Origin of the sequence: Bradyrhizobium jicamae, from assembly GCF_018130215.1 — a bacterium.
Taxonomy (GTDB): domain Bacteria; phylum Pseudomonadota; class Alphaproteobacteria; order Rhizobiales; family Xanthobacteraceae; genus Bradyrhizobium; species Bradyrhizobium jicamae_A.
In genome coordinates this window covers 1-20,056 of sequence record NZ_JAFCKQ010000079.1, presented here as the reverse complement: position 1 = coordinate 20,056, position 20,056 = coordinate 1, and the positions used below count along the sequence as shown (strand labels likewise).

The 20,056-nt window shown below is 61.3% G+C and carries 27 protein-coding genes; 16 read left to right on the top strand and 11 right to left on the bottom strand.

Annotated elements, in window-relative coordinates:
• Positions 1 to 233: 233 nt before the first annotated feature.
• On the bottom strand, positions 234 to 425 hold the full coding sequence (locus JQ586_RS38775; protein ID WP_249148650.1) for a hypothetical protein: 192 nt from the start codon (positions 423 to 425) through the stop codon (positions 234 to 236).
• Positions 426 to 503: 78 nt separating this feature from the next.
• Entirely contained in the window at positions 504 to 737 is a 234-nt protein-coding gene (locus JQ586_RS38770) for a hypothetical protein (RefSeq protein ID WP_212399905.1), read from the bottom strand.
• Positions 738 to 880: 143 nt separating this feature from the next.
• Here JQ586_RS38770 and JQ586_RS38765 point away from each other — a divergent pair, with 143 nt between their 5' ends.
• The 7 genes from JQ586_RS38765 to JQ586_RS38735 all read left to right on the top strand — a co-directional run bounded on the left by JQ586_RS38765 (position 881) and on the right by JQ586_RS38735 (position 5,642).
• Positions 881 to 1,696, top strand: coding sequence for a hypothetical protein (locus tag JQ586_RS38765; RefSeq protein WP_212399904.1), 816 nt, complete (start codon positions 881 to 883; stop codon positions 1,694 to 1,696).
• Positions 1,697 to 1,964: 268 nt separating this feature from the next.
• Entirely contained in the window at positions 1,965 to 2,414 is a 450-nt protein-coding gene (locus tag JQ586_RS38760) for a nuclear transport factor 2 family protein (protein WP_212399903.1), read from the top strand.
• Between the two features lie 158 nt (positions 2,415 to 2,572).
• Entirely contained in the window at positions 2,573 to 2,869 is a 297-nt protein-coding gene (locus JQ586_RS38755) for a hypothetical protein (RefSeq protein WP_212399902.1), read from the top strand.
• A 166-nt stretch (positions 2,870 to 3,035) separates the two neighbouring features.
• Positions 3,036 to 3,470 (top strand): nuclear transport factor 2 family protein, encoded by a 435-nt coding sequence (locus JQ586_RS38750; RefSeq protein WP_212399901.1) that lies wholly within the window; start codon positions 3,036 to 3,038, stop codon positions 3,468 to 3,470.
• A gap of 316 nt (positions 3,471 to 3,786) precedes the next feature.
• On the top strand, positions 3,787 to 4,692 hold the full coding sequence (locus JQ586_RS38745; protein ID WP_212399900.1) for a hypothetical protein: 906 nt from the start codon (positions 3,787 to 3,789) through the stop codon (positions 4,690 to 4,692).
• Positions 4,693 to 4,844: 152 nt separating this feature from the next.
• The gene (locus JQ586_RS38740) at positions 4,845 to 5,261 is read left to right on the top strand and encodes a hypothetical protein (RefSeq protein WP_212399899.1); all 417 of its coding nucleotides are present in this window, start codon (positions 4,845 to 4,847) and stop codon (positions 5,259 to 5,261) included.
• 243 nt (positions 5,262 to 5,504) lie between these two features.
• On the top strand, positions 5,505 to 5,642 hold the full coding sequence (locus JQ586_RS38735; RefSeq protein WP_212399898.1) for a hypothetical protein: 138 nt from the start codon (positions 5,505 to 5,507) through the stop codon (positions 5,640 to 5,642).
• Positions 5,643 to 5,703: 61 nt separating this feature from the next.
• On the opposite strand, the gene JQ586_RS38730 is transcribed toward JQ586_RS38735, so the two are convergent.
• The 3 genes from JQ586_RS38730 to JQ586_RS38720 all read right to left on the bottom strand — a co-directional run bounded on the left by JQ586_RS38730 (position 5,704) and on the right by JQ586_RS38720 (position 6,957).
• Positions 5,704 to 5,847 (bottom strand): hypothetical protein, encoded by a 144-nt coding sequence (locus JQ586_RS38730; protein WP_212399897.1) that lies wholly within the window; start codon positions 5,845 to 5,847, stop codon positions 5,704 to 5,706.
• Between the two features lie 161 nt (positions 5,848 to 6,008).
• Positions 6,009 to 6,491 carry a MaoC family dehydratase gene (locus JQ586_RS38725; protein WP_212399896.1) on the bottom strand — a complete coding sequence of 161 codons (483 nt, stop codon included), beginning with the start codon at positions 6,489 to 6,491 and terminating at the stop codon, positions 6,009 to 6,011.
• A 7-nt stretch (positions 6,492 to 6,498) separates the two neighbouring features.
• Positions 6,499 to 6,957 (bottom strand): MaoC family dehydratase, encoded by a 459-nt coding sequence (locus JQ586_RS38720; RefSeq protein ID WP_212399895.1) that lies wholly within the window; start codon positions 6,955 to 6,957, stop codon positions 6,499 to 6,501.
• A gap of 262 nt (positions 6,958 to 7,219) precedes the next feature.
• Between JQ586_RS38720 and JQ586_RS38715 the strand changes: the two genes are divergently transcribed.
• The 3 genes from JQ586_RS38715 (at position 7,220) to JQ586_RS38705 (ending at position 8,148) form a co-directional block, all read left to right on the top strand.
• Entirely contained in the window at positions 7,220 to 7,513 is a 294-nt protein-coding gene (locus JQ586_RS38715) for a DUF4282 domain-containing protein (protein ID WP_212399894.1), read from the top strand.
• A gap of 138 nt (positions 7,514 to 7,651) precedes the next feature.
• The gene (locus JQ586_RS38710) at positions 7,652 to 7,801 is read left to right on the top strand and encodes a hypothetical protein (protein ID WP_212399893.1); all 150 of its coding nucleotides are present in this window, start codon (positions 7,652 to 7,654) and stop codon (positions 7,799 to 7,801) included.
• Positions 7,802 to 7,995: 194 nt separating this feature from the next.
• Positions 7,996 to 8,148 carry a hypothetical protein gene (locus JQ586_RS38705; protein WP_212399910.1) on the top strand — a complete coding sequence of 51 codons (153 nt, stop codon included), beginning with the start codon at positions 7,996 to 7,998 and terminating at the stop codon, positions 8,146 to 8,148.
• Positions 8,149 to 8,338: 190 nt separating this feature from the next.
• Here the strand turns inward: JQ586_RS38705 and JQ586_RS38700 are convergent, their stop codons facing one another.
• The 3 genes from JQ586_RS38700 to JQ586_RS38690 all read right to left on the bottom strand — a co-directional run bounded on the left by JQ586_RS38700 (position 8,339) and on the right by JQ586_RS38690 (position 10,089).
• Positions 8,339 to 9,019: a ParA family protein gene (locus tag JQ586_RS38700; RefSeq protein WP_212399892.1), complete on the bottom strand. Its 681-nt coding sequence runs from the start codon at positions 9,017 to 9,019 to the stop codon at positions 8,339 to 8,341.
• A gap of 267 nt (positions 9,020 to 9,286) precedes the next feature.
• Positions 9,287 to 9,598, bottom strand: coding sequence for a hypothetical protein (locus JQ586_RS38695; RefSeq protein WP_212399891.1), 312 nt, complete (start codon positions 9,596 to 9,598; stop codon positions 9,287 to 9,289).
• A 155-nt stretch (positions 9,599 to 9,753) separates the two neighbouring features.
• Complete coding sequence (locus JQ586_RS38690; RefSeq protein ID WP_249148649.1) at positions 9,754 to 10,089, bottom strand: hypothetical protein; 336 nt, start codon at positions 10,087 to 10,089, stop codon at positions 9,754 to 9,756.
• Positions 10,090 to 10,342: 253 nt separating this feature from the next.
• On the opposite strand from JQ586_RS38690, the gene JQ586_RS38685 reads away from it, so the two are divergent.
• Positions 10,343 to 11,035 carry a hypothetical protein gene (locus JQ586_RS38685; RefSeq protein ID WP_212399908.1) on the top strand — a complete coding sequence of 231 codons (693 nt, stop codon included), beginning with the start codon at positions 10,343 to 10,345 and terminating at the stop codon, positions 11,033 to 11,035.
• A 22-nt stretch (positions 11,036 to 11,057) separates the two neighbouring features.
• Here JQ586_RS38685 and JQ586_RS38680 read toward each other — a convergent pair whose 3' ends face one another.
• Positions 11,058 to 11,918, bottom strand: coding sequence for a tetratricopeptide repeat protein (locus JQ586_RS38680; RefSeq protein ID WP_312017083.1), 861 nt, complete (start codon positions 11,916 to 11,918; stop codon positions 11,058 to 11,060).
• Between the two features lie 300 nt (positions 11,919 to 12,218).
• Here JQ586_RS38680 and JQ586_RS38675 point away from each other — a divergent pair, with 300 nt between their 5' ends.
• Positions 12,219 to 13,007, top strand: coding sequence for a DUF5131 family protein (locus tag JQ586_RS38675; protein WP_212399890.1), 789 nt, complete (start codon positions 12,219 to 12,221; stop codon positions 13,005 to 13,007).
• Here JQ586_RS38675 and tcmP read toward each other — a convergent pair.
• Together tcmP and JQ586_RS38665 are read right to left on the bottom strand one after the other, a co-directional pair.
• A complete protein-coding gene (gene tcmP / locus JQ586_RS38670) occupies positions 12,928 to 13,863 on the bottom strand; it encodes a three-Cys-motif partner protein TcmP (RefSeq protein ID WP_212399889.1) in 936 nt (311 codons plus the stop codon). The two genes, JQ586_RS38675 and tcmP, sit on opposite strands and share 80 nt — an antisense overlap.
• Positions 13,856 to 14,674, bottom strand: coding sequence for a helix-turn-helix transcriptional regulator (locus tag JQ586_RS38665; protein WP_212399888.1), 819 nt, complete (start codon positions 14,672 to 14,674; stop codon positions 13,856 to 13,858). Before JQ586_RS38665 ends, tcmP begins: the two co-directional genes overlap by 8 nt.
• 136 nt (positions 14,675 to 14,810) lie before the next feature.
• Between JQ586_RS38665 and JQ586_RS38660 the strand changes: the two genes are divergently transcribed.
• The 4 genes from JQ586_RS38660 to JQ586_RS38645 all read left to right on the top strand — a co-directional run.
• Positions 14,811 to 15,527, top strand: a complete 717-nt coding sequence (locus JQ586_RS38660) for a recombinase family protein (protein WP_212399887.1) — start codon at positions 14,811 to 14,813, stop codon at positions 15,525 to 15,527.
• Positions 15,528 to 15,537: 10 nt separating this feature from the next.
• Positions 15,538 to 15,660 carry a recombinase family protein gene (locus JQ586_RS41265; RefSeq protein WP_283815529.1) on the top strand — a complete coding sequence of 41 codons (123 nt, stop codon included), beginning with the start codon at positions 15,538 to 15,540 and terminating at the stop codon, positions 15,658 to 15,660.
• A gap of 1,595 nt (positions 15,661 to 17,255) precedes the next feature.
• Positions 17,256 to 17,798, top strand: coding sequence for a hypothetical protein (locus JQ586_RS38650; RefSeq protein ID WP_212399886.1), 543 nt, complete (start codon positions 17,256 to 17,258; stop codon positions 17,796 to 17,798).
• Between the two features lie 463 nt (positions 17,799 to 18,261).
• A partial coding sequence (locus JQ586_RS38645) for a hypothetical protein (RefSeq protein ID WP_249148648.1) occupies positions 18,262 to 20,056 on the top strand: 1,795 nt, incomplete at its 3' end.

Here is a 20,056-nt window from a genome sequence, read left to right as displayed (position 1 = left end):
TGTGGTCCTACCCCCGTGCTTTCTACATTGCACGGGGCCCATGGGTGCGATCGGCACCCGGCTTTCCCTGCGCCCTCACAGAGCGGCGAAACGACAAGCAAAGCTCGGGCAGTTCACGCCGCGAGAATGCGAATGCACATCCTCATCGCTGTTTGATACGTGAATCGGACTTTCCTCGTCATCCTGGCGTTCGCCAGGACGACATCGGGAGATGCGGCGCGCGCCGCCTTGCCCTACCCCGACCGCTTGTTGCTGGTGTTCTGCGTCAGGTTGCCATGCGCGGCCTGCTCGCGGATGTTGTGCTTCTCGTCGTCGCGATGACCCTTGGTGGTGTCGAGGGGAACACCGGGCGCGCTGCCGGGGCCCTTGTGGCTTTGATTGTCGTCGGGAACGGGCTGGATGTTTTTTGTCTTTGGTTTCGTCATCATCGTCTCCGTTACAAGGAGACAACGCCGCCCTCGCGGGCGGCGTTCCGGGAAACCCGCTTCACGATTGGTCCGGCGCTACATCTTGTCCTGCTGCTGCGGCTGACGCTGCTCCTGGTCGCGCGCGTGCTCCTTGGCGCGATGGCGGCCATAGAGGCAGCCGGCGGCGGCGCCGAGCATGCCGTGATGGCCGGCATAATGGCCGGCGACGCCGCCGACGACGGCACCCTTGATGCAGCCCTTGGCGTCGGCGGGGGAGGCAATGGCAAGTGCCGAGATGGCAATGGCGGCGGCGAGAACGGCTGATCGCATGAGATGGCTCCAAATGATCGTCTGCGGCATCAACGGCCAGGCCGGCCACGGGTTCCCGCTGCGCGAACCGGAAAGCCGCTGCGCGCGTCTCATGATCATGCTCTAACTTTGACTACACTGCAGATCAGGTCTTTTCAGCAATCATGCCCCATCGATACCTGCTACGTGTCGCCCTGGCTCTCTGCAGCGCGGCCATCGCCAGCGCGAGCCCGGCCCGGGCGCAGAACAACGACCGCGCCCTGCTCTCGGCCTTCTGCGCCGCAGCCAACATCAAGGGATCGACCTGCACGCGCGCAAGGGCCTATCCGAATGCGGCGGGCCGGGTCTGCGACGTCAAGCTGACCGGAGAGCGCTACAGCGGGCGCTTCCTCCCGTCAGGCAACGCGCTCCTCGTGGTCATCTACGAGAGCGCGTGCGAGGCGCATGTCAACGAATTCGGCGGCGTCGCCCTGTTCGAACAGGACGGCAAGACCGATCGCTTCATCCGCTTCCTGCCGGGTGCGCAGGGTCATGACTGCATCACCCTGCCGAAGGACACGCGGCAGGATCTTCTGATCTGCCTGACCGGCCACATGGGCCAGGGTCACCTCGAAAGCGGCGTCGCGCAAATGGCATTCGCGAACAAGCCCGGCAAAGGCATCGACATCTCGTTCGATTTCCTCCTCAACGCGGAAGACAGCGTTGGGGCCTATGGCTCCAATGTCGTGACCTGCAACGAGGGACCGAAATATTTCGGCGTCTCCAGGCTCGCCGCAGGCAAGCAGCCCGGTACGGTCGCGGTCTACGTCGACTATGCCGACGATGAGACGATCCGCACCGCATGCGGCCAAGGCTTTCCGAAGCCGGAGGAATTGTACTACGACCTCGCGCCCGGTGAGGCCTTTGTGCCGCCCGGGTACGAGAAGACGAAACGGTTCACGATCGATCTCGCGACGCGCAAGCTCGCCCCGCTGGAGTGAGCACAGAATTACAACGCTCCGATCGCTGAACCAAAGCCGATCGGGTGCGTCCAATGTCTAATGCACTTGCCGGTTGATCGCGGGCCGGTTCGGTCCATGATGCAGACGGGATCGGACCCTGGGGGATCGCAAGGGCGACCCTGGGGGATCGCAAGGGCGACCCTGGGGGATCGCAAGGGCGACCCTGGGGGATCGCAAGGGCGACCCTGGGGATCGCAAGGGCGACCCTGGGGGATCGCAGTGCGGAGCGAAACCGGTGGAGTTGAGCTTGGGCGAGAATCTGAACCGGCAGCGTGTTCTGAATTTCCTCGACGTCTATTACGCCGGCGGCATCGAGGGCGCGCTCGACCGCTGCACCGACGACATCGCCTTCATGGCCAACGCGCCGATCGACATCCTGCCGCATTTGGGCCGGCATCGCGGCAAGGCCGCGTTGCGCCAGATGTGGACCACCATCCACAAGCGCTATTCCGACATGCGTTACGAGGCGCCGATCCTCGTCGCGGAGGGCGACAGGGTTGCCGCACAGCTGCGCGTGTTCCTCCGCAAGCGCGGCAATGGCCGCATGGTGCAGTTCGACGTCGCGGTGTTCTACACCTTCCGCGACGGCAGGATCTGTGAGGTCCGCGAGGTGATCGACACGTTCGACCTGGTCCAGCAGGTGCTGGAGCGCGACGTCGCGACCTTGCTGACCGGGAAGAGGGACGCGGTCATCTGACGCCTCTTGGACAGCCCTGCAGCCTGGAAGCCGCGAAACTCGCATACGGAATTCCGAATTGGGCCACCCGACCAAATCGGCGCGGGGCTTGAACCTGAGCGGCCCGGCGCCGACCAATCACAGGGCCTATTGCGGGCGGCCGGGGCTGAAAAACGATCATGAAAATCGCGTTGCTGGCGCTGCTTGGCCTTGCACTGGGCGCCCTCGGTGGTGCGACGCTCGGCATCAGCGCCGGGCTCGCCTGGGTCGAAATCTTCAAAACCACGGATTTTGAAGGCTATAGCGGCATGTTGGTGTTCTTCACATGCATGCCGCTGGGCGCGGCAATCGGCGGCATCGGAGGCGCCCTGCTGTTCGCCGTGATCGCGATCCGGGACGCCGAGATCGCGATCGGGCGGAAGCCGGTGCGCCAGCGCGACCGCCAAAGCGCCCCGGTGAAGGGAATGATTTCATAATTCCGCGGATTTGCCTGCAATTGTGCAATGCATAATTCGCAATTGCGTTTTTGCCGGCGCACCCTATTTCGGGTCGCAATAGTGAAGTGCAGCAACCTGGTCACCGCGTCGCCGCTGACGCCGTCCGCCCTTGCTGCTTGGCAATCCAGTTTCAGGAACACGGCAAATGACAGAGCATAGCCTCTGGCGTTTCTCGCGCGCATTTCATCGCGCGATCAACGAACGCCAGCTTGACGACCTCGAGCCCCTGCTCGACGACGAGGTGGAATGGGCGATCTACGGCCCGATCGACATGTTTCCCTTCTTCGGCGCGCGCCGGGGCAAGGAGGCCGTTCTCGAAGTGATCAGGCAGATCGGCGAGAACGTGCGGGTCCACCGCTTCGATCGCGAGTCGATCATGCTGGGCGTGGATTCGGCATCCTCGATGATGCGCTATTCGCTGACCGCGCTCGATTCGAACAAGCCGATCTCGCTACGGGTCGCGCATTTCGCGCAGTTCAAGGCCGGGCGGCTGACCAGCTTCCGCGTGCTGGTCGACACCTTCGACCTCGTCGAGCAGACGGTGGGTTACCCCATCCATCTGCCGCGCATGGCAATATGACCTCGAGCCTCGTCTCGACGGAAGCGATACGAGGCCGAAGATTCCTGTATTGACGCGTTTTCCTCGCGCATACCGGTCTCCGCTTCGCTCGAAAACGCTTCGGTTCGTCATGTCCGGGCATAGCCGTCCGAAGGACGGCGGCGCGGCGTCCGCGGCTTGTCTTTGCCAGCCCCGAGTGGGTCGCGGATGTCGGCGCCATCAAGCGCGCATGCGCGCTCGTGCCCGGACATGGCGTCACTTTGTCTCGACGCCCCCGCCGCCATAATTTCGCACCACAGCGACCGCATTTTGCAGCCCTGGAATGCGCAGGCTGGGAATGACCTCCTCTTCAAGATTTGGCTGGGCAAGGCTGCCGGTGCTGGCGGCCGGCCTGAGCGTGGCGATGGCGCTTGCGGCCGCCGCGCAGACCGCTCCGACCAGGGACGTGACGGAGGACGCGACAGAAGAGGCGGCGGCGCCTGCGGCGGACGCCAATGACCCCGACCTGATGAAGGATATCGACGAGAGCAAGATCGACTGGAGCCAGCTCAACGCAGATGCCTCGACCCTGCCGATGCCGGCAACCCGGCGCGCGGCGAAGGCGGGCGACGCCGGCGGCGATCCGTCCTGGTCCTCCAACCTCAACGCCAACGGCACATCGGGGGTATCGGTGAAGCAGCAGGTCTCACCGTTCCTCGACACCCGCGTTGGCGTCGACATGACGGTCGCCAGGCAAGGCACGACGACATCGGAGCAACTCTCGGAGCGGCTCGCCAATGGCGGCAGCCTGCCGCAATCCGGCGGCTCGGCCTGGGGCTCGGTCAGCGCGCCCGGCGTGGCCTCGATCTGGGACAAGACCTCGGTCGAAGCCCGCGTCGACCCCGGCGCCGACCAGAGCAAGATCGGCACCTCCATGAGCAAGCAGATGCCGCTGTCGGAGCAGTACTCGGTCACGCTGCAGAACGGCATCAACATGACCCAGCAAGGCGTGGTGCAGATGCCCGGCATCATCAGCCGTCCGTCGCGCAGCTACGACACCGAGCAGTCGGCGAAGCTGTCGGTCAACGACACCGGCACCAGCATCGTCGCGGGCCAGACCTCGACCTTCGACGACAAATGGCTGCGCCGGATCGGAGCCGAGCAGAAACTGTTCGACGGCGTCACGGTGTCGGGATCTGTCGGCGAGACCGCGCAGGGCGCCACGAACAAGAGCATCACCGCCGGCTTCAAGCGCACATGGTGAAGGTTTCATTAGCCCTGTCGTGCTAATGATCAATCATTGCCGCAACTTGGCCTAGATGCGGTCAAATTCCGCGGGACTGATGGGTCGGCAATTCAATCAATTCGTCGTGCGGGGGACAGCCGCGCTTCGCCATGCGAACCAGGGGAAAGCCGATGAACGTTACCAATCGTTCCGAAGAGGCCGAATCGAACCCGGAGGTCGACAGCAACCTTGCTGCGGTGTCCGAGGTCGAGGCCGGAATCCGGGACTTCGTGCGCAATGATATCGCCTATTTGCGGCGGCCCGTGGCCGGCCCGGAGACCGTGCCGCTCGAGCCGAACACCGACGCCACCGTCAACAACGTCAACTCGCTGATCCAGCGCGTGGCCGGCACCTCGCTGGCCGAGATCGAGAAGCTGATCTCCGAGCTCGAGAGCCTGCGCGATCTCCTGCATGCCGAAGGCCAGCGCGTGCAGCGTGAAATCTCCGGCTATGCCCAGCTCAGTCAGGCCGCGATGAAGTCGACGCGGATGATCGCCGACAACGTCACACAGTGGAAGCGCGCGGCCGACGGCCTCCGCAACAGCTGATCCGGAGCGCGGTGATCGCGCTTCAGGCCTGTCTTGAAACTGACATCCGCCGCCTCCTGCCGAAAGCGGGAGTGCGGCGGTTGGGTTTTCATGTATATTTCGCGCCGGCCGGGTGCGGTTAACGCGGCCGAAACGCTGCACTGTCAATGCTTTCTGAAATTGATTTGAACTTTAGTTGCGAAGACCGCGACCAAGCACCGGCCCCGCGCCGAGGCGGCCGGAATTTGCGTAAGGATCCAATCCATGCAGAGCGTTCGACCGGACAACACCGATCCCATTCCGCTGCGTCAGTCGCAGCAGAACGTCGGGACGATCATGATCCGGTTTGTGGGATTGCTGGCGGCCGTGACGGTCGTATTGGTGCTGATCTGGAATCGCTAGCGTATGCAGCCAGGGCCTGCGCCCGGATCAGCCAGCGGGCGCATGCTTATCCGGCCGTCAATCAGCGATTGATGCTCGCGCTGCTGTCGAGCGAATAATTGCCGTCGGCAAAGCCCTTCACGATCATCCCGGTGGCCAGCATGACCACCAGCGTCACCGTTGCGAAAATAATGCCGACCAGCTTCAGCGCGCTGCGATCTGCCATGCTCATCCCCTGAGGTTCTTGCCCGGAATCATAGGCAGGGACAAAGGTTCAGAATGCGTTAGCAAAAAATAGGTTCCTGGCAATGCACAACCGCGCAGGCGCGCAGAAGTAATCTGCTAACCATGGCGTTCGTGCAACAGATCAGATGCACCGATGCAACATCAGGAACCGGTGCCGCGCCGCGGCACGAAGGCGGTCGCGAGGAACGAGAACGCCACCTCGCCGCGCTGATTGGTGCCGGTGTTGCGCGCCTGCAGGATGCCCCATTCGGGCCGGCTCGACGAGGTCCGCTTGGTCTCGACCTGGTTGGAGAAGCTTAGGGTGTCGCCGGCCAGGACCGGGCGGAGCCAGCGCAACTCGCGGAAGCCTGGCGAGGGGCCCCACGTCGCGACCGTCTCGCCGCGACGGGCCGCCTCTTCCGCCAGCCGCTTGCCGTCGGCGACCAGCAGTTTCATGCAGACTGCCGCGACGTGCCAGCCCGACGCGGCCAGCCCGCCGAACAGCGACTTGCGTCCCTCCTCCTCGTCGAGGTGGAAGCGCTGCGGATCGAATTGCGCCGCAAAGCGCTTGATGTCCTCGGCGGTGAAGGTGAACGAACCGAAGTCGCGCCGTGCGCCGATCTCGATGTCCTCAAAGAAACGCATGCGGTCTCTATTCCTTTGCGCCGTCACGGCGGCTGACGATGATCGGCGACTCCATGTCGCACAGCACCTCGCCCTTGGCGTTGCGGATCGTGCCCTTGAAGGTGACGATGCCGGTCTCGGGACGGCTCTTCGAGACGCGCGCCTCGATGACGTCCACGTCCAGCGTCAGATCGTCGCCCGGACGCAGCGGCGCCATCCAGCGCATCTCGTTGACGCCGGGCGAGCCGAGCGAAGCGGTGCGGCCGATGAAGCCGTCGCACAGCATCCGCATCATCAGGGAGCCGAGGTGCCAGCCCGAGCCGGACAGGCCGCGGAGCATCGACCGGTTGGCCGCCTCCTCGTCGAGATGCATCGGCTGCGGGTCGAATTCGGCGGCAAAGGCGAGGATCTCCTCGCGCGAGACGTGGCGCGGGCCGAACGTCCCGAAATGGCCGGGTTTGAAGTCTTCGAAGGTCAGCGTGGTCATGGAGTTGAGGATATGCGGGAAAGGAGCCCGATTGTGGCCGTTATTTGCGGCAATCACAACCGGCCCAGCCGCATAGCTCGCCCCTGGCTTGCCGGGCGCCTGGTTCGGGGCTGGCCCTTGGCCGCGAGGGGGGCATGATCCGGAGGCGGAGCGTTTGCGCGGGATTGCTCAAACAAAGAGGCGAGATCGAGGGTGCGCTTTCCTGTCATCGCATCCATGATCTGGACGCGAATCACATATCGGCTTGCCGGGAGAACCACCGATGTTCGATTTCCAGGACCTGTTTCAGTGGGACCGCTTCATCACCCCCACGATCATCAAGACGTTCTACTGGCTGGTGATCGGCGTCATCGTGCTGTTCGGGATTTCCGGCATCCTGTCGAGCCTCTCGGCGATGGCGATCAGTCCATTCGTCGGGTTCATCCTGCTGCTGGCGTCGATCGCCAGCGTGATTGTCGGCATCGTGTTCTCGCGCATCGTCGCAGAGTTCATCCTGATCGTATTTCGCATCAACGAACACCTCGGTGCGATCAGGGACCAGGGCGGCATGCGCTGATATCAGGCCCGAAACCCTCCAGCCCGCTTGGTTAAGGGGCGGTCACCGGATCCCGGCGAAATCGAGCGCGGCGGCGAGGCCGACCTTAGAGTTTTCCGGCGTATTGCTCTTCCTCAAACAAATTCCGGGGGGAGACCAATGACCAACACGATCGATCACGATCCGCGCTATCCGTCCAGCGAACGTGCGCAGCGGGTGCATGACATTCTGCTGGTGTCGTCGTTTGCGATCTGGGCCATGCTGATCGGCTTCGCGCCCGTCATGACCTATCATTGGCTCGCGACCTGAGGCCGCCTGTCGTTCTGACGCGCATTCTCCGCGCAAACCGGTTTCCGCTTCGCTCGGAAACGCCCTCCCAAGGCGCCGCGGTGGTTAATCCGTGGTAGCACCTGTGGTCAAATACGAGCGAAATTGCGGCCGGGATCTTAAAGCGGGTCGCGTATCGATGTCCCCATTGCGAACAAGAACATCGCGGGGGCGTCGTGAAGTTTGAGAAGCGTTCGATTGCCGTGAGGTCCGGACTTGTCGAGAGGCCGGGCTTCACGACCGAGGATATTTTGTGGGCCGTCGGCATCTGGTCGGTGATCCTGACCCTGGTGCCGGTGATCGTGTTCTACCTGCTGATGGTGGCGTAACAGCCGCCACTTGCACCGTCATTCCGGGGCACGCGACGCGTGACCCCGGAATCTCGAGACTCCCCGATGCGCAATTGCGCATCCGAGGCTCGTCCTTCGGACGCCCCGGAACGACTTCCCGGTTCTTTGGCCACCAATAGAAAACGCGCGAGTCTCGCGCGTTTTTAGTCGGTCTCGCAAGGCGGCGTCGCTACGCCGCCTGCTTGTGCATCGCGCCGGAGGCGGATGCGGTGCCGCGGATCGCCTTGATCGAACGCTCGATCGCGGCCCAGAGACGGTTGATCTCGGCGGCGCCGCGGCCTTCCGCATAATATTCGCGGGCGCCTTCACCCTGGCCGAGCGCCATCAACAGATCGGCTCGGTTGGTGATCTGGCCACTCCATACCGGAGCACGGAACTTGGCCAGCGCTTCACGCGCGATCGCGACGATCGGGCTTTCGGCGCCATCACGCGGCGCCGGGGCACCGTTGATTACGACGGCGTAGGGCTTGCGCGACGCACGGCAGGTTTGGATCGTCTCCTGCACGGCATTGACGTCGAATACGCCCGGCCGCGCCGGAATGATCACCATGGTCGCACTCTTGATGGCGTCGTCGACGACGGTCGATAGATTCGGCGGCGTGTCGATGAACACCCATTCGATGCCATCGCGCTTGGCCTGCGCGACGATTCCGCTCACAGAGTTCACCGCCGTCTTGATCGGCGGCTCGTTGGTGCCGCGCAATTTGTGCCAGAGCGTCAACGAGCCCTGAGGATCCGCATCGATCATCAGACAGGGCTTCGTCGCCTTGTGCACTTGCGCGGCAAGGTGGGCAGCCAGGGTACTTTTTCCCGAGCCCCCCTTACGCGAAGCGAAAACAATAACGTTCATACCTTGGCCTCCACATTGACCCCAGGCGGCGAAAATGAATCAGCGCGCTGATTCGTGAAAGAAAAATTTCTTGCAATTCGCAAAGTTGCCGGAATTACCGGTGCGTTCTGGCTTTTGAGTCACACTTCGCGATCGCACAACCGGAAATGGAAGCGATCCAATCGCTGCTTTGATCTGATGACGAGAGCCTTCCTCGTCGCGATAAGGCGAGTCAAAACAAGCCGCTGCACGGCGCTCTCAAAGTGCTGCACTAGCCATTGATGCCAGTCAGCGCGCGCGCCTTGCGCGCTGGCGTTCGAGCCATTTGCGCTCGATCCAGCCGAGCAGTTGCGCGGTCGGCTTCTGCAAGGGTGGCACATCCTGCGCGAACAAAAGGAGTCCAAGCGGCAGCATCCAGAGTCCAAGCACCGGGAGGAAGCTGAAGATGCCGCCGAAGATCAAGAGGATTGCGAGTGGAATCCGCACATAGCGCGACGACGGCCTGCGCAGCCACGCAACGAACCGCGCGGGCCACGGTGGCAGCCTGGCTTCGAGCCGGGCGAAGTGCCGATCGATTTCCAGCTTGTAGAACTCGCTCAACGTATCTCTCCTGATCGATTCCCGCGCATGGCGAGAAGGATGTCGCGACGACAATCAGGAAAGATGATGCTGCGTGACAGCGTCACAAGGCGTCAGTCTGTCGCGCCGCAGCGTTTTCGATGATCCGCCATGCGCGCGCGCGGAACGCGGCTGCGTCAGCTCGCCGCGGGCTTCACCGGCTTCTTCGCCTTGTGCGGCTTCCTGTGTGTGGCCGCCGGCCGCCGCACCGATCGCTCCGCGACGTCTTCCCGCTCGGGACTGCGGAAGAACGCGCGGCAGGCCGGCGAGAGCTGCGCCTTGTTGCGGATCATGCAGGCCGTGATGCGGTCGACGTCCGGGATCTCCGGACCGCAAAGCCGGAACGCATCAGGCGTGCAGGCCTGCTGCTCCTCGTCAGTATAGGCCTCGCTGCTGGTCGGCAGCAGCGCAACCGCGAGCCCCATCGCTGACACGAGCGCAAACGAGAAAGTCCTTGAACCCGCGATCCCCATGCGTCCCCCCAAGGCGTCGTTTCGTGGGATAGTGAGTGAGCGGCGGCGGAATGGCAAGCGGACGAGATGGCGCGCGTTACGGGGGTGCGCGGTTTCGGGCGGAATGGGCAGAAACCAGCTGCGATGTCCCTTCTCGCCCCTGCCCGGCAATCGCTTCGCGGCTGCAGCGGAACATGCTAGATCGGGCGCGAAGCTGCGGCCGACCAGCGCGCGCCAACCAAAAGCGAGAACCGTGCCCGACCCCAACAAGACGATGAAGCTCAAATTCCGCTGCCCGGCGGAACTCGAGGGCAAGCTGCCCCCGCCAATCCCGGCTTCGTTTGGCCTTCCCGACTGGCTCAAGGCGATGCCGACCCAGGCCTTCAACGCGCTCAACATGCGCGACGACAATACGGTCAAGCGCTGTCCCCCCTTCGTCGACGCCATGACCAGCGGCTTCCTGATTCCGCTGATGTGCGATCTCAGGTTCGACAATGGCGAGATCACCTGGGACAACGATATCCCGCCCGGCGGGGAGCTCGATTTCCCGCGCTCACCCATCGGATTCCATGACTCGAGCCAGGTCACGGGCTCGCCGCTGTTCGAGCCCGACCGGTTCGTGATCAAGTTTCACAATTTGTGGAGTATCGAGGCGCCGGAGGGCTACTCGCTGCTGTTCACGCATCCGCTCAACCGCTTCGATCTGCCGTTCACCACGTTGACCGGCCTGGTCGATTGCGACCGCTACCGCGACACCTGGATTCATTTCCCGGCACATTGGCACGATGTGAATTTCACCGGCACGCTGCCGAAGGGCACGCCGGTTGCGCAATGCGTGCCGGTGAAGCGGGAAGACTGGGTCGTGGAGACCGCGCCTTTCAGCGCGGAGGAGACGCAGCGGGTGCATGAGCTGACCAAGTCGGTCAGCCGCGAAACCGGCGTCTACCGGCGGCAATTCCGGGCCTAGCCTCGCTCGCCAGCAGGCAGGCTCACGCCTTGTCCTGCTGCAGGAATCTCGCAACCGCGCTCGGCCGCAGGAAGAACCGGCCGTGCGATGAATTCGAGAGCGCCGAGGTGGTTCGACCGAGCATCTGCGGCGAGCTGCGCATCGCCTTGCGCAGCTCGGCCTCGCCGGCTTCGCGCTGTCCCATTTCAAGCAGGCATGTGGCGAGATCGGCGCGCGTCATCGCATCGTCGGGAAGCAGCCTCAGCACCTGCCGGTAGATGTCGGCGGCGGCGGCATAGTCGCCGTCGAACAGCAGGATGCGCGCCAGCGCAGCCAGGATCTCCGGACGCCCGGGCGCGGCCCGGCTCGCCCGCGACAGGATCTCGCGCGCCGGCTCACGCTCGTTGCGGAGCAGGTGCATCCACGCCAGGTCCAGCTCCAGATCGAGGCTGGCTGGCGCCAGCGCAAGCGCGCTCTTGAGGACGGCGATGGCCTCCTCGACATGTCCGGCCGCGCCAAGCTGGCCGGCCAGTTCCTTGAAGGCCGGCAAAAAGGGCGGGCGCCGCGCGATGGCCTGGCGCAATTGCTCGATTGCTTCCGCATGGCGTCCGGCGCCGCCAAGCGCCGCGCCAAGCAGGGTTTCGATGCCCGCATCGCTACCGCGACGCGCCGCCCGTTCGAGCGGCGCGATCGCCTCCGCGGCGCGGTTCTGCGCCAGCAGGGCGCGGGCGAGCAGCGAGGCGGCGGCGGTATCGGTGCGGCTCGCGCGCAGGACTTCGCCTGCGAGTTGCTCGGCCTCGGCGAGCTGCCCCATCCGCAGCGCCAGCTCGGCGCGCTCGAGCAACTGGGCGGCGCGGGAAGGCTGCGGTCCGCGGCCCGCGGAAGGAAATGGATGCTTTGGCACGGGAGCTTGTTACCAGATGTCCGGCGCAGCGATAACCACCGCGAAGGAAACCTCCGGCGGCCGTCGCGTCAAGGGCAAGGACGACGAAGCGGACGTGAAATCAGCGTCCGATCGGCTGCGACGATACGGTTGGGTGGGTACCGCCGTCTGCCAGCCTTGCCTTTGATAAACCTAGCTAATTTGTTCCCCGGTGATAGGCTTTTGTAGCAGCGTTTTGTATTCGTGAAAAGTCGATCATAGCTCGTGCGGTTGGTCGCCTTGAGTGGGTCGTCACCTGTCCTCAACACAACAGGAACTGGCATGGCTGAAACGTCTATCGAATGGACCGATGCTACCTGGAACCCCGTCGCTGGTTGCACGGTTCTGACTGCCGGTTGCACAAACTGCTATGCCATGCGCATGGCAGCGCGCCTCGATGCGATGGGTCAAACCAAATACCGAGGGCTGACCAGACGAAGCGGCAAACGGTGGGTATGGACCGGCAAAATCCGGCTAGACCACAGCTCAATCGAGACCCCGAAGGCATGGGCGAGGCCTCGTCGGGTCTTTGTCAACTCAATGTCCGACTTGTTCCATGCAGACGTGCCCGCTCGGTTCATCGCCCGCGTTTGGGCAACGATGCGGGATACGCCAAGACACACATACCAAATCCTGACCAAGCGCCCGGACCGGATGGCAGACATCTTGTCGCAGAAGCCCTTCGCAGTCCTTCCCAACGTCTGGCTCGGTACGAGCGTGGAAGACAATCGTGTCCTCTTCAGGCTCGACGACCTCCGCCGAGTACCTGCGGCCGTTCGATTTGTTTCCCTTGAACCTCTCATAGGGTCGGTGGCGGAGGCGAATTTCACCAGTATTGATTGGGCCATTGTCGGGGGAGAAAGCGGGCCCAGTGCGCGCCCCATGAACCCTATCTGGGTTCGCGAGATTGAGGAGATGTGCCGAAAAACGGGGACAGCCTTCTTCTTCAAACAATGGGGTGGCAAAAACAAAAAGGCCGCGGGAAGGACGCTCAATGGGCGAACGTATGACGAGATGCCTTCGGAGCGTAGTTTTTCAAAACATGACGATGGAATTTCTGGGCTAGGTTGATCGCTGGCGCGCTTGGGTTGGCAACTGCCAAAAATAGTGAAAATTTCTGCTGCTTGATGTTGGTGAAAAGAGGCAGCGGCTCCGAAACGTAGGGAAACATTTTTTCGAGCCGCGATTTGAACCACGTTTCGATCTGCGCCTTGGTAGCGTTCCGGTATTCCTCTTCGGCGAACTCTGGAATAGAGCCAAACAGAGTACGTGAGTACATTTGGTTTGTAGGCAGCGGAAGCTCATATAGTTGCCGCCAAGCTACCCCCAGGACCTTGTCGAGACGCTTCTCCTTCGGACCCACTCCGCTGAGTTTCTTTGCAAGTTGCCGCGTCACGTCGTGAAGCGGAAATAGATACCAAACGTCCACACACTGCGTTTTCGCCAAAAGCTCAAGCGTTGCCCAGTCAACCTGCAAAGCATACGGGTCCAAGAAAACGACGGCACGCGCACCCCCGTTGCTTCCACGCCGCCAGACCGGGCGAGAAAAAATCTCGGTAATGGCAGCGTTCGCGTCCTGCCCGATGATTTCGATGTCGAGCGAGGGATTTGCGTCTTTGATTGCTTGCAGTGCCTTCTGATGTTTCCGCTTGCTCTCATTGAAGATGAAGTGCGTGAAAGGCGGGCGGATGTTCAAAGCTCGTTTTGCAGAACCTGGCAACGTTTCCGAGACCCATTGCATGGGCTGGCTCTCTAGCAGCCCTCCTGTGAGCCGTTCACTGGTGCGCTCGCCCGTCCCCGCGAACACATCCACGAACCATAAGTCGAACCTACGTTGGCTCAGGGCTTTGGTGTAACACTCCAAATAATAGCAAACCGCATCGAGTTTCAGTTCGGTCCATGGTCCGCCAAATTGATGCTCAACCATCCTTGTCGCCCCCCGTCTCATCTTCCGCGTCGTCCGAGACGTTCGGTTCAATCAACCAAATGGGAACGGAGAACATGCTCACGTCATCGGGCCGGAAGAACGCGGTCTCACCATCCAGATCAACGAAACTGAGACGCCGGTCATCCACGCCCATCTCGGCGTAGTAGAAGAGGTCCTGAAGTTGAACAGAGAGCGGTTCAGGATCTTCTTCATGTTCGAGCAGACGCGTATCCGGCTCGGCCTCGAACACCAGCGGGTCTCGTTGATCCGTGAGATAGAATTGGACCTCGTAGCTTCTCTCGCTCGGGGGAGCGTATTCCGGAGAAGGACCATCAAACAACAACTGGCAGAAAGTCAGGTGTTTCAGGTTCAACGCGTACTGTCGATCAATGGAGGGCAAGACAACGAAGCCGCTGTCACCCTGATCGTGAAGGATACGGTTCAAGCGGTGCTTGTCTGGTCCAGAAATGGAAAAATCCCCCTCAGCGCCCCCGCGCAGACGGAATTTGACGGTCCAAACATTCGGCTCGACGTCGAGCCCAGCCATCTCCATCTCCTTGCTGGCTTCCTCGTCATCGTGCGTGGCAAAATCCCTTTTCAAGCGAGCTAACGCTGGCTCGGCTGACGGAAACACTTTGGTGACTGGCTGACCAAGGGCCGCCGAAATCCGCGCCGCTAAATCGAACCGAGCGAGTTGATTGCCCGCCTCGATGCGTTGGATTTGCTGTTGGCTTGTCTCAGCCGCTTCAGCGAGTTGTCGCTGAGTAAGGCCCTTCGCCTGTCGAAATTCTTTGATCCTGTTCTCAAACATTCCGCCTCACACATCTTAGTGTACACATACACATAAACGTGTACACATTAATGTGTCAATCCTGAAGAATGCAGTTGCCAACGACATCGACCGTATTTAAATCTCAGGAATAAGATACAAATTAAGAACGCAAGCCATGGCAAAATCTACAAGATCCATTAAGGCATTCGCCTATCTGAGAACATCTTCGGCGGCAAACATCGGCGAGGACAAGGACAGCGGCCGGAGGCAGCTCCAAGCTATCGAGGGGTTCGCTCGTCGCGCCGGTATCGAGTTGGCTGGCACCTACCATGACGAAGCGGTCAAAGGCTCCGACCCTATCGACACCAGACCCGGCTTTGCGGAAATGTTGGAGGCCTTAGAGGCCAACGGCACCAAGACCATCATTGTCGAGACAGCTAACCGTTTCGCCCGTGACCTCATGGTGCAAGAGGTTGGCTTTGCGATGCTCAAGGCTCGGGGCTTTGACCTCATTGCCGCTGACAGCCCAACATCATTTCTGGACGACACGCCAACCGCTCGGCTCATCAGGCAGGTTCTCGGTGCCGTCTCAGAGTTCGAAAAGGCTATGCTTGTGGCCAAACTCAAGGGTGCTCGGGACCGAAAGCGGCGCACCGGCGTCAAGGTGGAAGGGCGCAAGTCTATCGCCGAGCAGAAGCCTGAGACCGTGGAGATGGCTCGCAGATTGGCACGAGCGAGGCCCAAGGGCGGCAAACGGTCATTACGGGAAATCGCTGCTGCCCTTGCTGAGGCTGGCCACACGACAAGCGGCGGCACCCCGTATGCGCCCACGGCAATCAAGCTGATGTTGGAGCGTCCTACGGCTCCGCGCTTGGCGCTGTTGCTGCCCTAGCAGCGATCCGATGACAGCCGGTCCAAGCACGCTGCGGCAGATTGCTGAGGCGCTGAATGCACGCGGTATCCCTACGGCACGCGGGGGGCAGTGGTACGCACAATCTATCGCCAACATCCTCGAACGCGCCTGAGCAGCACGAAGGGCATGGGCCCCACAGGTGCATTATTGGGGCCGGAGTGCAACAGCTTCAATGGCTTAGCTGAATATCGTGCCCACAGGAGACAGCAAGGGCCAACCTTTCGGCAGCGAAGGGCCCCGAGCCGACATGGGGCCCCTGGGCGAAACGAGGTGGGGCCCTGGCTTCAAAAATCGAGGGCTAAAGGCAAAGGAGCTATGCCCGGCTTTCCTGAGCGTAGTGCGCATCCGGAAACAGTGCCGTGGGGGCCCAGAGGCCGTCTTACTCTGCGGCATCCAAGCGCCTTTTGCCTCTTAGGGCTTTGCGGATTTCCCTCCGAGCAGCCGAGCCAGGCCGTTTGTGGAGAGAGGGGAGCCGACGACTGGCCGATAGCCATCGCGCTCATGGCAGCGGACATGCCCGATGGCCAGTGATGTTTGATCTGCGTCAACGTTGCTCGACTGGACACGATCAGCATTCCGCCATGTCAGCGCGGCGCGATTGGGTTGCTATTGCCGGATACGCTTCAATAGCGGTCGCGGCGGCGGCCCTCATTTTCCTTTTTGCGGCTTAGTCTTAGCCGCAACCTTGAACACTTGTCGGCGTCCTGACACCGGACTTTTACGGACATTGCGATGGCACAAACTGCACTTTCTGCGGGATAGTTCCGGGCTTACTTTAGGTTAAGGACTGGACCTGTGGGGGTGCCATGGCTGAGATTGTTTTCCGCGCGGGCATTATTCTTCTGGGATTATGCACCGTCGCGCTCGCTGCGGTCGTCTTGTTCGCGCCGTAAGCGCCAAGCTCATCGGGGGCTTGCTAGGTTCGTAGCGGACGGCCTCATCGCGCGGTCATGTAGATTAAAGCAATATCCAGGTTAGGTTCTCTGGCCCGTCTGGCAGCCGGATCATTCGGCCTCGAATGCAACAGGTTCAGTGGCTTAGCTGGGAAACTGGCGCACAGGAGACAGCAAGCGCCAACCTTTCGGACGGAAGGGCAGCCAACGGGGCCCCTGCGACCCACTGGGGCCCCTGGGCCAACAACCGGGCCCCCGTGGCTTCAAAAATCGTGGGCTAAAGGGCAAAGGCCCCTGCCGAGCTGAACAGGGCGGTGTGCTTCGCTGGAAGTACCAGCCGCGCCTCTAAACGGCGCTGTATGGCCCCCAAATGCCCATGGTCCCCGAGTGAAATCAATGGCTTAGCCGAATATCGGGCGCACAGGAGAGTAACACTCGGCCCGAGTGCAACAAATTCAAAGGCTTAGCAGGCGAAGCCTCTTACGCACTAGGAAAGAGAGACCGCTGACCCCATTAGGGAACCGAGGATACCGCCCGACAGCGTGTCATTCGGCCTGAATGCAACAAATACAAGCACTTAGCAGATCAACCTACGTACAGGAAGGGAAAGGGGGCCGCGGTCGCCCATCAGCGCCCTTAGGAGGGCCGTACAGGCGGCTGTAGCTGATCCGCTCCCTTACAGCAGGCATGGTCACAGACGCACCAGCGGGCTTCTGAGGATCCTCAGGGCAGGGGGCGCTCACGGGCGTTGAATACACGAACACACACCACTCAGCGGCGCTAAACTGCGCCTGACAGGAACACAGAAAACACAATGGCAAGACTACCAAGAGGCAAGACTAAGCATCCACCGACCCACTCAGAGGCCATGAAGGCCAAGTGGGCAGACCCTGTATTCAGGGCAAAGATGTCCGAGCGGGACAGCAGAAGTCAGGAACTCCGCAAAGCCAATCCTGCACGCTTCACCAGAACAGGCATTCCAAACGGGATGAGAAGAGAGGAAGCAGAGCGAATGTGGTCTGTCGCCGATGCACAGGCCGATAAGATCATCCAGCACCTGAAGGCAGATGGGGTACTGCCAGCCACGCCTCCGGGGCGCTCAGAGACAGCAGTAGCCTCCACAGTTGCGAGCACAGCAGCAGCTAACATCCCTGTCCCAGACACAGATGCCGGGATGGCTGAAGCTGCTCTCAGAGAGGTATTCAAGCTGGCGTTGGGGCCCACAGGGACACGGGTGAAGCTGGCGGCACTGGCCACCATCATGAAATTCACCCGCCTGAAGCCCATCGATGTCCTGAAGTTGGCTACAGGCACTACGGCTGAGGCTGTGTTGGATGAACTTGCTGCCAGCGAGTAGAAACAGCAGAGGACGATAACAACCAGCAAGCAATTACCCGAAAATTTCAAGGTTAGTTTGTTGGTTTGCTAGCTGCTAACCTCTAACCAAAACCAGGGATACTACAGGGATACATCGGGTAAATCTCTATGGTCCAAGTTCCCGATATTTCCTGTGTCCCTGTCGTGTGGGTTAGTTCAGGACCCTTCAAAAGCGGAACTCTCCGCATTCCATTCTGTAACATTCCTTGATGGAACTTCATATTACCACTGTAGGGCAAGTCAGCTAGCAATAGTCTAAGTTACTGTAAATGTTGGCTAAAGAATGGGGGCCAGACTTCTATAAGGTATCTTCTTTAGAGCTCTACCCCCCATTAATTGCCTGATACCTGCCCCTCGTGGCGGCGGGTGTCCGTTTTAGCTCAGCTTGGCCACCCCGTGGCCCTTAGCTGCTCCACTCCCACCATCCCAACTTCGGAAACTACATGACAGACCTTATCGGCCTGCACGGGCAATACGCCCTCGTGCCGCCGCAGACCTTCGTGCACCGTCTGGCTCACGAATGGACCACCACCTACCACAACATACCCAGTGCCGCTCTGAAGGCCCTGTGGACTACCATGGCCAACACCTACCAAGCCGCAATCCTCGACACAGCCGCTGGTGTATCGCCCCGCTGGCGTATCCTGTGGCCCCCAACAGGCTCAGGGAAGACCCTGGGTGCCAAGGTGTACGCTGCGCTACAAGCTGAGATGAACGCTACCACCGCCCTATCGACGCCTGTGGGCATCCTCATCGTCACCCGCCTGATTTCCCAAGCCGATGAGATGGTGGCTGCTATCAATGCCCTCGCTGGCCGTCAGGTTGCTGTGGCTGATCACAGTGAACACCGAGCAACCTACGAGCAACTCCACGCAAGCGATGTGGTGGTCATCACCCATCAGGCATACGTGAACGCCACACAGACCCTCACCAGTACACGCGCTGGCCAGTGGGATCGCCTGACAAATTGGAAGGGCGGCAAACGTCTCCTTACTATCATCGACGAGGCTCTCTGCAACGCCATCGAGGAGAGCCAAGTAAAGGTGGACCGTCTTGGCCAAGCCATAGGTTTCATTCCTCACGGCTTGCGGTCCAGCTTCACCGCTGAGGTGGCGGCCCTTGAGCAACTCTATGTGGCCTTGGGCCATCACGCTGGTGTCAGTGCAGGCTTCGGTGGTGGCGCATGTATGGCTTGGGGCACGGAAGGGGCACCAATCAGCCCTGTCAACCTAGCCGCCTTGCGCGCCGAGATGCTCAAGCTCCCCTATGACCACTACCTGGGCAAGATTGACGTAAAGGAGCGCAACCGCATTGCGACGCAGACAGACAAGACGCTGGGGGCTGCGGCGGCAGTGCTCGATCAGTATGCGTATTTCGCGCTGCGAGGCACCGAACCTACACTCAACTCCTCGGCGCTACTCGTGCCTTTGGATGCTCCGGGGCCTGTGGTGCTGGACGCTACTGCCCGTGAGGATTTCATCTACAAACTTATGGAGGACCGGGCTGACATCATCCCAACGCCCCCCGGTGTGCGTAATTACGCCAGCGTCACTCTACATGTGGCGCGGACTTCGTCAGGGACCGGGAAAGCCGCCATGGTCGAGAATGCGAAGACCCGGTTCCCGCGCCTCATTGAAGACCTGACACAGCGCCTTACGCCGGATCGTTCAGTACTCTTCTGTGTCCACAAAGCGGTTGAGCACGAACTGCCCGAGAGCGGAGATATGCCCTTCGCAAAAGTGGCCAAGGCTCACTGGGGCGCAGTGGACGGAAGCAACGCCTATGCTGACTGCAATGTGGCAGTCATCTTCGGCCTGCCATTTCGTGATGCGGTGACGTGGCCAACCAACGTCTTCTTTGCGCTCAAAGGCGTTCAAGGTGATGATTGGCTCGACAATCCAACTTGGAAGGGACAGACGAACCTACGGGAGCACATGGTCCGCCGTCAGCTATCCGCCTCCATCATTCAGGCGATCAATCGCATATGCTGCCGCCACGTCACCGATGATCGTGGAGGATGCCCACCGGCTGATGTGTTCATCGTCCTTCCTTCTGGTGAGCGGGGCGAGGACATCCTCGCTTCTATTCGCAAAGAGATGCCGGGGATACAGGTCACGGATTGGCCGTTCGAGCCAGATGGTCCAAAGGTTCACAGGAGGGGTGCTGATTCCGCTCGATGTCGCCCACGATTCCGGAATGATCTCGCCCACCGTTCCGATTTGATGTCGCCCGCCATTC

Bases quoted from the DNA above. Each gene is read 5' to 3' on its own strand.
- JQ586_RS38690 (WP_249148649.1), bottom strand. From the start codon at position 10,089: ATGGGGATCGCGGGTTCAAGGACTTTCTCGTTTGCGCTCGTGTCAGCG.
- JQ586_RS38720 (WP_212399895.1), bottom strand. From the start codon at position 6,957: ATGACCACGCTGACCTTCGAAGACTTCAAACCCGGCCATTTCGGGACG.
- tcmP (WP_212399889.1), bottom strand. From the start codon at position 13,863: ATGGTTGAGCATCAATTTGGCGGACCATGGACCGAACTGAAACTCGAT.
- JQ586_RS38725 (WP_212399896.1), bottom strand. From the start codon at position 6,491: ATGCGTTTCTTTGAGGACATCGAGATCGGCGCACGGCGCGACTTCGGT.
- JQ586_RS38770 (WP_212399905.1), bottom strand. From the start codon at position 737: ATGCGATCAGCCGTTCTCGCCGCCGCCATTGCCATCTCGGCACTTGCC.
- JQ586_RS38665 (WP_212399888.1), bottom strand. From the start codon at position 14,674: ATGTTTGAGAACAGGATCAAAGAATTTCGACAGGCGAAGGGCCTTACT.
- JQ586_RS38685 (WP_212399908.1), top strand. From the start codon at position 10,343: ATGAAGCTCAAATTCCGCTGCCCGGCGGAACTCGAGGGCAAGCTGCCC.
- JQ586_RS38740 (WP_212399899.1), top strand. From the start codon at position 4,845: ATGAACGTTACCAATCGTTCCGAAGAGGCCGAATCGAACCCGGAGGTC.
- JQ586_RS38775 (WP_249148650.1), bottom strand. From the start codon at position 425: ATGACGAAACCAAAGACAAAAAACATCCAGCCCGTTCCCGACGACAAT.
- JQ586_RS41265 (WP_283815529.1), top strand. From the start codon at position 15,538: ATGACAGCCGGTCCAAGCACGCTGCGGCAGATTGCTGAGGCGCTGAAT.
- JQ586_RS38660 (WP_212399887.1), top strand. From the start codon at position 14,811: ATGGCAAAATCTACAAGATCCATTAAGGCATTCGCCTATCTGAGAACA.
- JQ586_RS38750 (WP_212399901.1), top strand. From the start codon at position 3,036: ATGACAGAGCATAGCCTCTGGCGTTTCTCGCGCGCATTTCATCGCGCG.
- JQ586_RS38735 (WP_212399898.1), top strand. From the start codon at position 5,505: ATGCAGAGCGTTCGACCGGACAACACCGATCCCATTCCGCTGCGTCAG.
- JQ586_RS38715 (WP_212399894.1), top strand. From the start codon at position 7,220: ATGTTCGATTTCCAGGACCTGTTTCAGTGGGACCGCTTCATCACCCCC.
- JQ586_RS38710 (WP_212399893.1), top strand. From the start codon at position 7,652: ATGACCAACACGATCGATCACGATCCGCGCTATCCGTCCAGCGAACGT.
- JQ586_RS38755 (WP_212399902.1), top strand. From the start codon at position 2,573: ATGAAAATCGCGTTGCTGGCGCTGCTTGGCCTTGCACTGGGCGCCCTC.
- JQ586_RS38765 (WP_212399904.1), top strand. From the start codon at position 881: ATGCCCCATCGATACCTGCTACGTGTCGCCCTGGCTCTCTGCAGCGCG.
- JQ586_RS38730 (WP_212399897.1), bottom strand. From the start codon at position 5,847: ATGGCAGATCGCAGCGCGCTGAAGCTGGTCGGCATTATTTTCGCAACG.
- JQ586_RS38650 (WP_212399886.1), top strand. From the start codon at position 17,256: ATGGCAAGACTACCAAGAGGCAAGACTAAGCATCCACCGACCCACTCA.
- JQ586_RS38745 (WP_212399900.1), top strand. From the start codon at position 3,787: ATGACCTCCTCTTCAAGATTTGGCTGGGCAAGGCTGCCGGTGCTGGCG.
- JQ586_RS38675 (WP_212399890.1), top strand. From the start codon at position 12,219: ATGGCTGAAACGTCTATCGAATGGACCGATGCTACCTGGAACCCCGTC.
- JQ586_RS38700 (WP_212399892.1), bottom strand. From the start codon at position 9,019: ATGAACGTTATTGTTTTCGCTTCGCGTAAGGGGGGCTCGGGAAAAAGT.